The organism is Methanolobus zinderi (assembly GCF_013388255.1).
Lineage (GTDB): Archaea > Halobacteriota > Methanosarcinia > Methanosarcinales > Methanosarcinaceae > Methanolobus > Methanolobus zinderi.
Genome location: NZ_CP058215.1, coordinates 347,424 through 360,956, shown reverse-complemented (window position 1 = coordinate 360,956; position 13,533 = coordinate 347,424). Strand labels below are relative to the sequence as shown.

The window sequence follows — 13,533 nt, the reverse complement described above, 5'->3', positions numbered from 1 at the left end:
TTGCATAACCGAGATAAAGTGGTAATCGAATGGAACTCAAAAAAAGTATCGGAGACAGACTTGAAGATATCGAGGAAGTAGATGTTGTCGTGGGAATACTCACCAAGAATGTAGAACCCACCATCCTGCACGTGATGAATGTGGTACGTGAGGGAGTACTGCAATACCTTTCCCCCTATAATACACTGATAGTCGTATCGGACGGTTTTTCAACAGACAGGACTGCAGAGATCGCGGATATGTTCGACATATCCCCGGTAAAGAAGATAGTTGTAGAGCAGATGGGAGTCCCCGGAAAAGGTGACGGCATACGGACCGTGATGGAGATCGCGCATAAGCTGAACTCAAAGGCAGTAGCTTTTGTAGATGGAGATCTGCTCTCAATCAAAGCAGAATGGATACAGGAAATGGTCAGGCCGGTACTGTACGGAAGAACGGATCTGGTAGTACCTTTTTACGTGAGGGACAAGTTCGACGGCGTGATCACCAATAACCTTGCCTATCCTTTCACAAGAGCCTACTACGGCAGTGATATCAGGCAGCCAATAGGCGGAGAGTTCTGTATATCCAAAAAACTCATGGAGATATTAAGAGATCATCCGCTTTTCCCATCGGATTTCGGAATAGACATATTCATCACCACAGTGGCTTCCGCCGAAAGGCTGAGGATAAGAGAGGCAATGCTTGGTCTGAAACTGCATGAATCAACTACAAAGTACGCAGACCCTGAATCATCCCTGATACCCATGTTCAGGCAGGTGGTAAAAACCATGTTTGACCTTGCTGTATATTATGAGGATAAGAACAGCAAGCCTATCATAACCGATGGTGTTGAAGTGTCGGAATACTATGGTCCGATACCCCTTCCGGTAAATGTGAACAAGGACAAGATGCTCGAGACAGTCTCCAAGCGTTATGAAGAATACTCGGACATTTACACCACCCTCCTGCCAGCAGATGTGATGCACCATCTTCATGGTTTCCTTGAAGGAAAGGAACAACTGGATGCAGAACAGTGGTCACGTATTGTCTGGTATATCTATGAGGAATACTCAAAAACATATGATATTTCCCTTATCGATGCATTGAGAGTTATGTGGCTTGCAAGGTTCGTGACATTCTACAATGAATGCAAGGAAATGGATTTCTCGGAAGCTGAAGCAAAGATCCGTGAGAATGCTATTATTTTTGAAAGTTTACAGCAGGATGTTTTAACGGATAAGTGAACATAGATTAGATAAAGGTCAATTAAGGGAGTGGGGATTAATGGAAAATACCAGAACAGTCAGCAGAATAATTAAAAGCGTAGCTGTAACCGAAGGTGCAGGCGTACATCTGAGAAGAGCTTTCAGCCATCATCAGGCAAGTGAGACAGATCCTTTTCTGATGCTTGATGAATTCCATTCGGACAACCCGGAGGAATATAAAGCAGGCTTCCCGTACCACCCGCACAGAGGTATCGATACAATCACCTATATGCTGGCCGGAAAGGTCACACACAGTGACAATCAGGGAAATGAAGGAGTGATCGGTCCCGGCGATGTGCAGTGGATGACTGCAGGCAGCGGAATAGTACACCAGGAGATGCCGGAGGGGGATGAGAACGGAGAGCTCTGGGGATTGCAGCTATGGGTTAACCTGCCTGCATCCCATAAGATGACAGAGCCAAGATACAGAGGAATAAAAAGTGAGCAGATACCCGGAGCTCACACCGCAAACGGAACATTCATAAAAGTGATATGCGGGGATGCGGAGGGCATGCACGGTCCCGTGGAGAACATTACCACAGAAATCGAATATATGGATTTGCGAATTCCTGCCAACGGCTCTTTCAGGCATTATACAGAGAAGGAATATACAGTACTGGCATATGTCCTCGAGGGAAAAGCCAGAATGCACCCGGAACTCGGACCTGTTGCAGACAGCGGAAGTCTGGCCATATTCGAACATGATTACTGGGTGGAGATAAAGGCTGAAGAGGAAAATGCAAGGGTCCTGCTTATGGTGGGCAAGCCACTGAGCGAACCGATAGCATGGATGGGTTCGGTTGTCATGAATACCGAAGAGGAAGCCAGACGGGCATTTGAGGAATACAGTGAAGGCACATTCACAAAGTAAGTTCAGAGAAATACTTCAGAATCCCACGTAATTCAGATCAGCATATCCAAAAGCCACCAGCAATCCTATGATTATGGGTTGGTGGATTATGTAGATAAAAAGCGATTTCCTTCCGAGATAATCAAGCACACGGATCAGAGGATCGTTCTCGATGTTGCGTATCTTGAATTGCCGGCGATATCCCAGATACAGGTTGTTACCTGTGAAAACACCCAGCAGGACAAAGCCGAACCAGGGAATCAGGGGGAAGTAATCAAATGTATAGAAGCCGACGGGTTTGATGCCGATCCAGAGCAGCCATGGAAAATCAACATATGCGGCATGGGTGAGAAAGCCCATCATCAGTATGACAAACGCAGCAAAAACAGGTGCAAAACGATATTTCAGGAACGGATAGGCAATAATTATTGAAACCCCGATGAAATGCAGTATTCCGAAAACTATCATACCCCTTTCCAGAAACAAGCCCGTGACAAGTGTTATGACAAGTCCCCAGGAAAATATGACAATACCCCTTTTCAGGTATTTGGGAAAGAGGTTCTTTTCATTTCCATAGACATGTCTTGCCCGTGAATAACTGAGGGTCAGGGAAAGACCTACAAGGAAAATGAAGGTTATGGCTGAACTTCTTCCTATGAACAGCATTAATCCGGAGCGTACACCTGACTCGTATATGCCCATATATTCCAGATCAAAGAAAACGTGATAGATCACCATGAAGATGATCGCAAGACCGCGGAATACGTCTACCTCCCAGAAACGCTTTTCATAATCCCCACCCATCAACTGATCCCCCTATCAGGAATTATTATTTCCTGTCCTTACTCTTTTCCTTATCTTTATCCTTATCCTTTTTGAAAACCGATGGCAGATGAAGTGCATAGGCACCGTCTTCTTTTATTGCCATGACAATTTCCTTGCGGTCAAGAAGAGAATCAAGATTTAGCTCGTATGATCCGGGGCCAAGAATACGCACGGACTCAACCCGCTCTCCATCCTCGGTGGTAACACTTTGCTTTTTATCCTCATGCCCGATTATATCATCGATCTCACGGATGATCTTCTCCCCGGACTCGTGTTCATGACTTTCATCAATTATATGATGTTCTTCCTTTTTCTCATCCTCACTGATATCCTTCTCTTCACTTTCAGGTTCTTCATCCTTGACGTAGAGGAATTTGTTCCAGCCACAATTAGGGCAACCGCTAAGTATGACCGAAGCGCCGTCTTCGAAAACAGATTCACATCTTGTACATTTGTGAGGCATGATTCACCGATTTATATAAGTATAATGATATATTAAAATTCTTGCGATAAAACCACATTTCAATATATGGACGCAGGCTATAAAATCAGGACGGTTGGAACGTCCTGAAAGGCTTGTTTCAATCGAGTGTGGTTCGATGACCCCTGGAATTGATTAATTTCATTCAAGGTATTTACCTATCAGAGGTTCAAGCCTTCTCCTTGTTTCATGGGATATCATCTCAGGAGCTGTGGTTATGGCACCTGCCAGAGCGTTCTTACATATACAATTCTGCTCAAGGCTTATCCTGTCAAGTGCGTCCATGAGAATAGCTTTCACAGCTTCCTCATTCTTCATCGCATTCGCAATAACGGTCTCGATGCTGACATCTTCCTCATGCCATACATCATAGTCAGTTACCGTGGCGATCATGGAATAGCATATCTCGGCCTCTCTGGCAAGTTTTGCTTCGGGGATCGCGGTCATACCTATGATATCAAAACCAAGAGCTTTGTAAACCCGGGATTCCGCACGTGTTGAGAACTGGGGACCCTCCATGCATACATACGTCCCGCCCTTATTGACACTGTAACCTTTGGAATCTGCAATCTCTGTAATAGCATCCGACATTTCGGGACAGAAAGGATCCGCAAACCCGATATGTGTGACAATGCCATCCTCAAAGAAAGTACTCGGTCTTGATCTTGTACGGTCATATATCTGGTCAGGAATGACAATATCCAGAGGCGCAAGCTCTTCCTTAAGACTTCCCACAGCAGATACCGCAATGATGCGTTTGACACCGAGTTTTTTCAGAGCGAAGATATTTGCCCTGGAATTCAGCTCCGATGGAGATATCCTGTGACCTTTGCCATGCCTTGGCAAAAAGCATATGGTCCTTTCCCCGTGCTCACCTATTGTAATGGAATCCGAGGGTTTCCCAAATGGTGTATCGATATCTATTTCTCGTACCCTGTCCAGCATATTTCCGTCATATATGCCGCTTCCGCCAATAATTGCAATATCAGCTTTTTCGTTATTCATCTGATTCCTCTTAAAATTGGTAGATTTATATCATGAAGTTGGATCAGTCAAGTTTCCAGTACTGATTTCCATCTTCAGACACTGATTTAACAATTCCCCTGCGGTTCATCTCAGCCATGATCTCGGGAAGCCTGCCGGGCTGGGCGATCTCGAACGCGAAGGAATCAAGTGAGTGATACATGTAAAGCCCGTGCCTGATAGAAGGAATATCCCACATCTCCCTGTCCTCTTTTGTCATCAGAGTTGAGATCAGGTCGGTCATGTCTTCGATAAAGTTCCACGGGAAAACTACCCATGCCCATTCTTCAAGACGCTCACCACAATAATCTGGATCATGTTCTGAAGAGTCAAGATACTGCAGGGTAGCGGTTCTTATTTCCTTTGGTCCCTGCTCCTTCACATACTCGATCGAATGCGTCAGGCTCTTACCGGTATCTGTGATATCGTCAACGATGAGTATGTTCTTTCCCTCAACTGCATTGTCAGCCAGCGGATACTTGATCTTTGGTTCATCGCCTGCAAGTGCCGTGCCTACATAGTGCTCGATCTTCAGGCTGGTAAGGTCATCAAGTCCCAAGAAGTCACACATCACACGACCTGCAAACCATCCACCCCTTGCAAGGGCGATTATCATATCCGGTTCGTAACCGGAGCGTTTTATCTGATCTGAGACCTCTCTGCAGAGATCATAGATGTAGTCCCAGTTTGTAACAACACATTTGAATTTATCAGGTAATGCCATTTTTGTCCCTCTGATATGAACAGTAAAATACGGACATAATTTACACAGACAAAGCATATATCTTTTGGTTTTGGATGTCTTCATACGCAAACTTTATCTGCAATGATATTGTTGTAGGGAAGTACCCTCCCAGACAAAAAGAAGCGGGGTGGGGTAGCCAGGAGATCCCGACGGGCTCATAACCCGTAGACCGATGGTTCGAATCCATCCCCCGCTACTGGGATACTTTTTTTACAGAAAGACTTTTTCTTCATCTAAATAAAACAGGATAACGTAACAGATGGAACTTTCTACCGTTGTATTCGGACTCGGAGCTGCAGTATCATGGGGTGCAGGCGATTTCAGCGGAGGAGTTGCTACAAAGCGCACAGGCGTACTTGCGGTTGTGATCGTATCCCAGATCGTAGGAGCTATATTGCTAGCATTTTCTGCGTTGCTCATCGGAGAGAACATACCATCCACACAGGACATGCTGTGGGGAGCTCTGGGAGGTATTTCCGGAGGCATCGGGCTGCTTGCACTGTATCATGCCCTGTCGGTCTCAAAAATGGGAGTTGTCGCACCCGTAACAGCAGTATCCAGTGCTCTGGTCCCCGTTGCTTTTGGTATAACAATAGAAGGACTGCCTGCAGGTACCCAGATGCTGGGTTTTATCTTCGCGTTCATTGGTGTCTGGTTCATTTCAAGGGAAGGAGATACATCAAGAATAAAGATGGATGGGCTGAAGCTTCCTTTGCTTGCAGGCCTGGGTTTTGGCTTTTTTATGATCTTCATTGACAGGATACAGGGAGATGCCATCCTCTGGCCCCTTGTGGGAGCAAGGGTTGCATCCCTTGCAATGTACTTCCTCGCAGCCTTATACCTGAGAAAGACAGAACTGCCTACCATCACACATCTTCCGCTAATGATACTTGCAGGCATATTAGATACGGGAGGAAATCTGTTCTATGCCCTTGCAGCTCAGGCAGGAAGGCTTGATGTAGCAGCTGTTCTTACGTCACTATATCCCGCTGTAACGGTGCTTCTTGCGTGGATACTCCTGAAAGAGCACCTGACCGGAAGACAGTGGTTTGGCGTATTTTCCGTGATGATCGCCGTCTTGCTTATAGCCTGATAACTGTTACAGGCATGCGTAAGAGTTTTACAACAATATTAAATACGAACTCCCCATTTATTAAAATAGAAAGATAACAGGACGATCCTTAAATGGTAATGGATAAATTAGGAAATTCCTTGCAGGATGCCCTTAAGAAACTGGTAAAATCCGGACGTATCGATGAACGCACTGTGAACGAGGTAGTCAAGGATATCCAGAGAGCTTTGCTCCAGTCCGATGTTAATGTAAAACTGGTCATGGAGATGTCAAAGCACATCAAAGAGCGTGCCCTTAAGGAAGAGGTTCCCTCCGGGATGAGTCCCAGGGAACATGTGATCAGGATAGTCTATCAGGAACTTATTAACATCATCGGCGAAAGTACCGATGTTCCCCTAAAGCCCCAGACAATAATGATGATAGGTTTGCAGGGTAGTGGTAAGACAACAACCTCTGCCAAGCTTGCCCGCTATTTCCAGAGAAAAGGTCTCAAACCTGCGGTGATCTGTGCCGACACATTCCGTCCCGGTGCCTATCAGCAGCTAAAGACACTCTGTGACAAACTCAACGTTGCGTTCTATGGAGAAGAAGGTAACCCCGACGCAGTAGGAATCGTTGAGAGGGGTCTCAAAGAGGTCCAGAAATACGATGTTATCGTGGTGGATACAGCCGGACGTCACTCCCTTGAAAGCGATCTGATCGTCGAGATGGAGAACATACATGCCGTTGCAAAGCCTGACTACAAATTGCTGGTACTTGATGGTGCTATCGGACAGCAGGCAAGCGAACAGGCCCGCGCCTTCAATGAGTCAGTGGGCATATCAGGCGTGGTCATCACCAAACTGGACGGTACGGCAAAGGGTGGTGGTGCGCTTTCCGCAGTATCCGAGACAAACTCATCCATAGCTTTCATCGGTGTCGGAGAGACACCAAACGATCTTGAACGCTTCGAGCCGGACAGGTTCATTTCCAGGCTTCTGGGAATGGGTGATATCAAAAGCCTGATAGAAAAGGCAGAAGAAGCCCTCGGAGATGAGGAACTCGATGTCCAGTCCATGATGACCGGACGCTTCACCCTCAAGGATATGTACAAGCAGCTTGAAAGCCTCAATAAGATGGGACCCATGAAGCAGATAATGCAGATGCTGCCCCTGGGTGGAATGGGTGCGAAAATACCCGAGGACGCTTATCAGGTTACCGGGGACAAGCTCCAGCGCTACAGGGTTCTCATGGATTCAATGACAGAGGAAGAGATGCTAAATCCGAGACTTATCGGTAGCTCACGCATCAAGAGGATTGCAATGGGCTCCGGATGTACCGGTGATGATGTAAGAGAGCTTCTCAAGTATCACAAGATGATGCAGACCGCTATGAAAGGATTCCGTGGTGGTAAGTTCAATATGCAAAAAATGATGAAGAAAATGGGTATGTGAGATCAGTAGTTCTCACATAACAGAATGCGAGACTTAATAAGTCTCACATATCTCAAGGAAATTTTCCAGTAATTTTTCTCCTTTTTCCGTATGTGCGACTTCTGGATGCCACTGCACACCAAAGATCGGCCTTTCCACATGCCTCATTGCCTCATACTCACAGATATCCGACCTTGCAAGCTGTATGAAATCTTCGGGCAGACTCGCTACCTCATCCGCATGTGATGCCCAGACAGACATTGTGGGACCAAGTCCTTTCAGAAGCTCATCTTCATCCACGATTTCAATCTTGATTGCCGCATATCCGCCGGAAGCACCCGGACCAACCTCTCCACCAAAGGTCTTTGCTATTAGCTGGTGACCTAGGCAGATACCGAGTACAGGCTTGTCAATGCTCTCAAGATATTCGGAACACATTCCGGACCTTTCCATTGTAGGACCCCCGCTGAGTATCAGCCCGTCGGGTTCCTCGTCAAGGATTTCCTCAATGGGTGTCGTGTTTGGAACAATCTTAGTATCCATGTCCAGATCCCTTACTGAACGGTGGATAAGGTGGCAGAACTGCCCATAGTTATTGATAACAAGAATCTTTAATTCTCTCATGTGCTTATCCTTATGTAGTGCTATTATAGATAGTATTGTTCTGCTATAGTATTTCACACTATAAGACAGTTTCATATCCTGTGACCACTAAAATAAATAGTGTTAAGTAAAATCAAAATGTAAACTACATCAGGGAGAGGAAATTTAATATAAAGATAAATATAATCTTTTCAGTTACCGTATTATGATCGAGGAGTTGTATTGGATATAAAATCTACAGGTATGCCCGGCCTGGATGAAATACTGGGGGGCGGAATTCCCACAACCTCAACAGTGCTCATAGCAGGCAACCCCGGCACCGGAAGAACGACACTTGGAATCCAGAGCCTGTGCTATGCATCAAAGGAAGGGGAAAAGGTACTGTATGTATGCCCCACAACCAAATCAGAAGCATCCATCCGTGAGACACTGTCCCAGTATGACTTCTATGAAGAAAGTCTGAATATCCGCACATACAATATCAGTTCGGTGGAAAGGGACCCCCTGACCATGCTGGTAGACCTCGGAAATGCAGTTGCATCCCTGAATCCTGACAGAATTCTTATCGATCCTGTAACTCCCATAGGTTTCGGATTTCCCGAAGCAGAAAGAAGGAGATTCATGTATTCACTGAACTCGGCAATGAACGACTGGAATGCCATCGTATACCTGACCGGGACAATGAGTACGCAGGAGATGTGCAGATCGGTTATAACCGATATTGTTGATGGTGTGATATATCTCTCCCAGAAGATCGGACGTGTAAATACCGACCGGCGTCTGAGGGTTATAAAGTTCAGTGGCCTGAGCTACCTTAATGGAGAGCATTTCTTTGAAGCATCATCCTCAGGTGTAAGCATTTACCCCAGAATAGAGATTCCTTTTTCCAGACCCGACTGGAATTCGGAAAGGATTGGTTTTGGAATAGACAAACTGGAAAAGCTGATGGGAGGAGGTCTGTTCAGGCAGTCATCCACATTGCTTGCGGGTAATACCGGTACCGGCCGGACCATCTTTGGTTTGCAGTTCATTCTTGACGGTGCAATGAAAGGTGAGCCAGGAATTATAAGCAGTTTTGAAGAGACACCTGAAGAGATCCGATACTATGCCGAAAACCTGGGTTATGATCTGAAAGAGCTGGAAGATAAAGACCTTGTCAGAATATTCCATATGGCTCCATCGGAGATCAATCCGTGCAAACATGCCATTAAACTTAAAGAACACATCGAGACCATCGGTGCAAAAAGGGTGGTAATTGATGACATATCAGGATTTGAAAATGCTTTCGGGGTTTGTGCTGAAAAGCGGGAACACCTTTCAAATCTTATCAGATTGTTCAAAGCCCTGGATATCACATCCGTGCTGATAGGCGGCAATATGGCCCCTGGAAGCGACCTTCTGGTATCCGAAATACCCGTTTCGTCGTTTGTTGACAATCTTATACTCCTTCGGAACCTGGAGATAGATGATGAGATTAAAAAAGCTCTCTATATTCTCAAAATGCACGGCAGCAATCATGAAAAACGCCTTGTCGAGTACAACATAGATTCTGACGGGATACATATTGGTGAATTCCTCAAAGATATGTAATCTTAATTCCTCTTTTTGAATACACGTTTCTGCTATCAACACAAAAACCTTTAAATAATAAATCGTGCTACTATGTGACATAGTAGCAAAGAAAACATAAATACATTGATGTACATTTTAGTACATTGATGCCCATGTATTCTTATCAATATAATGCAGAAAGAGGCCATGAATATATGACTGAAATCGGAAAAAAGATACGCATCGAAAGGATAATGCACAGGGACAGCAGGAACATGGTGATCATACCCATGGACCACGGTATGTCCGACGGACCCATAAAAGGGCTGATTGACATAGCTGATTCTATCAACAGGGTAGCTGAAGGCGGTGCTGATGCTATCCTCATGCAGAAAGGGATGGTCAATCACGGACACAGAGGATATGGACATGATATAGGGCTGATTGTCCACATGAGTGCCTCCACATCCCTGGGACCCGACCCTAACAATAAAGTCCAGGTCTGCACTGTTGAAGAGGTTATGAAAATGGGTGCTGACGCCGTGTCCATACATGTGAACGTGGGATCAGAGACAGAAGCGGACCAGCTTCAGAAGCTCGGAAATGTTGCAAGGGACTGCAACTACTGGGGAATGCCACTTCTTGCCATGATGTACCCCCGTGGAAAAGACATTAGCAATCCGCATGACCCTGAACTTGTGGCTCATGCTGCAAGAGTGGGTGCCGAACTTGGTGCGGATGTCATTAAAACCAACTACACCGGAGATGTTGATTCTTTCAAAGATGTGGTTCTGGGTTGCCCTGTACCCGTGGTCATTGCAGGAGGACCGAAGACAAACACTGATGAAGAGTTCCTTGAAATGATCGAGGGTGCCATCGAAGCCGGTGCCAGGGGTGTTGCCATCGGAAGAAATGTGTTCCAGCACGACAACCCTACAAAAATTACAAAAGCCATAACGGAGATAGTGCACCATAAAACTTCAGTTGAAGAAGCACTGGAAATCCTGAAATGAAATCAGAGGGTCAGTGCTTGCGGACGTGCTTATATGAATGATAAGATAATCTGGATCAAAGCCGATGAAGGCAGTTGGGATGAACGCAAGGCTGTGGTTACCACCGGAATGGAATCCGGCGTGGATGCCATACTGGTCGATGCTGCGGATGTTGAGAAGGTAAAGGAGCTTGGAAACGTAAAAGTCGCAGCCTTTGCCACGAATCAGATAGAAGGAGCAGACATAATAGTAGTAGGCAAAGGGGGAGAAGGCGACGGAACAAAACCACTGCCACCTGACTATGGCGGTTCTCTTGACGTTACCACTGCCCTGCGCCTGAAAGAGAGAGGACTAAAGGTTGCAGGATATGTTGTCATCCAGAACAAGGATTACGAGAACTTTGCAGCGGAAATGGGAAACGTTTGTGATTATCTGATAACCATAGGCACTGACTGGCAGGTAATTCCTCTTGAGAACCTGATCGCAGGACTGCAGAAAAAGGATGTCAGGCTCATGTCAGGAGTCAAAACCTCTGAGGAAGCAAAGCTTGCCTTCGAGACAATGGAACATGGTACAGATGGTGTACTGCTTGACACAAAGGACCTGAGCCAGATCAAAAAGACAGCAGAAATTGTGGAGAATGCAGGCATCCAGACACTTCCGATCCAGACTGCCGTTGTTACAAGAGTCGAATCCATCGGCATGGGCGACAGGGTCTGTGTGGACACATGCAACCTCATGGTAAGAGGCGAGGGAATGCTTGTGGGCTCACAGGCAAACGGCATGTTCCTTGTGCATTCGGAATCCGAGGAAAGCCCGTATGTGGCATCCCGTCCATTCAGGGTGAATGCAGGTGCTGTACACGCATACATCAAGGTTGGAGAAAAGACACGCTACCTTTCCGAGCTAAAGGCAGGTGACGAGGTCACAATAGTAGACGGTGAAGGGAAGCAGAGAACCGGTGTGGTCGGTCGCGTGAAGATTGAAAGAAGACCGCTCATTCTCGTAGAAGCAGACCTCAACGGCAAGATCATCAAGAACATCCTGCAGAATGCAGAAACTATCAAGCTCGTTACAAAGGACAAGGAACCCATAGCGGTCACCGACCTCAAGGTTGGCGATGAGATACTGGTCCACTCAGAGGATATCGGCCGCCACTTCGGAATGAAGATCGAAGAGACCATAATCGAGAAGTGAACACCGGGGTGTTGCTGATGGTTAAGATAGGCAACTTCGACCTTGACAAACGACCTGCAATTGTTGCAGTGATAGACGACGACCCGGCAGAGAATGCAAAGGCAGCAAAGTGGCTGGGTGCCAACGTGCTTGAACTGAGGCTAGATCTTCTCAATTTTTCAGATCTTGATGAGGCTAAGAAGACCATTGAAAGGATAAAAGTGAACACAAGTCTTCCATGTATTGCAACCAATCGATTACAAGCTGATGGTGGCAAATGGGAAGGTAGCGAGGATGAAAGAATTGCATTTCTGATTGACATACTTCCCTTTGTGGAAGCGGTCGATATAGAGCTCAGCGCGGGTGCAGACCAGCGAAATAAGGTCATTGAAGCGGCAAAAGCAGCAGAAGTGACTGTTATTGTTTCCGCCCATGACTTCAATGAGACTCCAACTGTTGAGGAAATGAAGAAGATACTCAAAAGTGCACATGAAGCAGGTGGCGATATTGCAAAACTTGCAGTTATGGCAAAATCAAAGCAGGATGTACTGGATGTGCTGCAGGCAACTGCAGACATGGAAAAGCCGGTGTGCACCATCGCAATGGGAGAGGTCGGCAAGCACAGCCGCATAGTTGCCCCTTGCTACGGTTCACGCCTCACATACGGAGCGATAGCACAAGCCGTTGCACCCGGACAGATTAAGATACACGAACTCAAATCAGCCCTGGAGATACTCTTTTGAGAACGGTTTTCGGCGTATTCGGTGACCCTGTAGCACACTCAAAGTCCCCTGACATGCATAATGCAGCATTCAGGGAACTTGACATGGATTGCATTTATCATGCTTTCAGAGTCAGTCCCGAGAACCTGAAAGATGCACTTCTCGGAGCCAGAGCCATGGGCTTTGGTGGTGTGAACCTCACCGTCCCGTTGAAACAGGAAGCACTCAAGATCGTTGAAGCCGACTCGCTCGCTGCTGGCATTGGTGCGATCAATACAGTGGATTTCAAGGACGGCATGAAAGGGTACAACACCGACGGCCTTGGAGCAAAGCGTACACTTGAGGAAAAGGATGTTACGATCAAGGGGTCAAACGTGCTGATAGTAGGCGCAGGCGGTGCATCCCGGGCAATAGCATTCCAGTTCGCAAAAGACGGGGCGGACATCATCATTGCCAACAGGACGGAACAAAAGGCAATCAATCTTGCATCTGAGGTCGCAGCAGTTGGCAGTGCCAGAGGATGCGGACTTGAAAGCATTAAGGAACTGATAGCTGAAAGCGACATACTCATCAACTGCACCACTCTTGGGATGCACCCCAATACCGAGGGAACGATTGCAACAGCAGAGGACATGCATCCTGACCTCACCGTATTCGATATAGTTTACAACCCCCTGGAAACCAGGCTTTTGAAGGAAGCTAAAAAAGCAGGAGCTAAAGCTGTCACAGGAGAAATGATGCTCATCTACCAGGGTGCAGAAGCATTCAAAATATGGACCGGCGTGGAGCCTCCGATTAACGTCATGAAAAAAGCAGTATTGGAGGGCCTCTGAA

Annotated in this window: 14 protein-coding genes and 1 tRNA gene; 10 read left to right on the top strand and 5 right to left on the bottom strand. The window is 46.4% G+C overall.

The window, feature by feature from the left end:
* The first annotated feature begins 29 nt into the window (after window positions 1-29).
* Both HWN40_RS01760 and HWN40_RS01755 read left to right on the top strand, forming a co-directional pair.
* Window positions 30-1,226 carry a glycosyltransferase family 2 protein gene (locus HWN40_RS01760; protein ID WP_176964144.1) on the top strand — a complete coding sequence of 399 codons (1,197 nt, stop codon included), beginning with the start codon at window positions 30-32 and terminating at the stop codon, window positions 1,224-1,226.
* Between the two features lie 40 nt (window positions 1,227-1,266).
* A complete protein-coding gene (locus HWN40_RS01755; RefSeq protein WP_176964143.1) occupies window positions 1,267-2,118 on the top strand; it encodes a pirin family protein in 852 nt (283 codons plus the stop codon).
* 15 nt (window positions 2,119-2,133) lie between these two features.
* Here HWN40_RS01755 and HWN40_RS01750 read toward each other — a convergent pair whose 3' ends face one another.
* The 4 genes from HWN40_RS01750 to HWN40_RS01735 form a co-directional block, all read right to left on the bottom strand.
* On the bottom strand, window positions 2,134-2,901 hold the full coding sequence (locus HWN40_RS01750; RefSeq protein WP_176964142.1) for a heparan-alpha-glucosaminide N-acetyltransferase: 768 nt from the start codon (window positions 2,899-2,901) through the stop codon (window positions 2,134-2,136).
* A 25-nt stretch (window positions 2,902-2,926) separates the two neighbouring features.
* Window positions 2,927-3,385, bottom strand: coding sequence for a Zn-ribbon domain-containing protein (locus HWN40_RS01745; protein WP_176964141.1), 459 nt, complete (start codon window positions 3,383-3,385; stop codon window positions 2,927-2,929).
* A gap of 159 nt (window positions 3,386-3,544) precedes the next feature.
* Complete coding sequence (gene mtnP, locus HWN40_RS01740; protein ID WP_176964140.1) at window positions 3,545-4,408, bottom strand: S-methyl-5'-thioadenosine phosphorylase; 864 nt, start codon at window positions 4,406-4,408, stop codon at window positions 3,545-3,547.
* A 43-nt stretch (window positions 4,409-4,451) separates the two neighbouring features.
* Complete coding sequence (locus tag HWN40_RS01735) at window positions 4,452-5,150, bottom strand: phosphoribosyltransferase (RefSeq protein ID WP_176964139.1); 699 nt, start codon at window positions 5,148-5,150, stop codon at window positions 4,452-4,454.
* Window positions 5,151-5,292: 142 nt separating this feature from the next.
* Between HWN40_RS01735 and HWN40_RS01730 the strand changes: the two genes are divergently transcribed.
* From HWN40_RS01730 to HWN40_RS01720, 3 genes are all read left to right on the top strand, one after another.
* Window positions 5,293-5,367, top strand: a tRNA-Met gene (locus HWN40_RS01730).
* A 63-nt stretch (window positions 5,368-5,430) separates the two neighbouring features.
* A complete protein-coding gene (locus HWN40_RS01725) occupies window positions 5,431-6,264 on the top strand; it encodes a DMT family transporter (RefSeq protein ID WP_176964138.1) in 834 nt (277 codons plus the stop codon).
* Window positions 6,265-6,356: 92 nt separating this feature from the next.
* On the top strand, window positions 6,357-7,676 hold the full coding sequence (locus tag HWN40_RS01720; RefSeq protein ID WP_176964137.1) for a signal recognition particle protein Srp54: 1,320 nt from the start codon (window positions 6,357-6,359) through the stop codon (window positions 7,674-7,676).
* 33 nt (window positions 7,677-7,709) lie between these two features.
* Here HWN40_RS01720 and HWN40_RS01715 read toward each other — a convergent pair whose 3' ends face one another.
* Window positions 7,710-8,279, bottom strand: a complete 570-nt coding sequence (locus HWN40_RS01715; RefSeq protein WP_176964136.1) for a GMP synthase subunit A — start codon at window positions 8,277-8,279, stop codon at window positions 7,710-7,712.
* 201 nt (window positions 8,280-8,480) lie between these two features.
* Here HWN40_RS01715 and HWN40_RS01710 point away from each other — a divergent pair, with 201 nt between their 5' ends.
* The 5 genes from HWN40_RS01710 to aroE all read left to right on the top strand — a co-directional run bounded on the left by HWN40_RS01710 (window position 8,481) and on the right by aroE (window position 13,532).
* A complete protein-coding gene (locus HWN40_RS01710; RefSeq protein WP_176964135.1) occupies window positions 8,481-9,848 on the top strand; it encodes a DUF7125 family protein in 1,368 nt (455 codons plus the stop codon).
* A gap of 176 nt (window positions 9,849-10,024) precedes the next feature.
* Complete coding sequence (locus HWN40_RS01705; protein WP_176964134.1) at window positions 10,025-10,822, top strand: 2-amino-3,7-dideoxy-D-threo-hept-6-ulosonate synthase; 798 nt, start codon at window positions 10,025-10,027, stop codon at window positions 10,820-10,822.
* Window positions 10,823-10,855: 33 nt separating this feature from the next.
* Entirely contained in the window at window positions 10,856-11,998 is a 1,143-nt protein-coding gene (locus tag HWN40_RS01700) for a 3-dehydroquinate synthase II (RefSeq protein WP_176964133.1), read from the top strand.
* A gap of 17 nt (window positions 11,999-12,015) precedes the next feature.
* Entirely contained in the window at window positions 12,016-12,720 is a 705-nt protein-coding gene (aroD, locus tag HWN40_RS01695) for a type I 3-dehydroquinate dehydratase (RefSeq protein ID WP_176964132.1), read from the top strand.
* Window positions 12,717-13,532 carry a shikimate dehydrogenase gene (gene aroE / locus HWN40_RS01690; RefSeq protein ID WP_176964131.1) on the top strand — a complete coding sequence of 272 codons (816 nt, stop codon included), beginning with the start codon at window positions 12,717-12,719 and terminating at the stop codon, window positions 13,530-13,532. Before aroD ends, aroE begins: the two co-directional genes overlap by 4 nt.
* Window position 13,533: the final 1 nt, after the last annotated feature.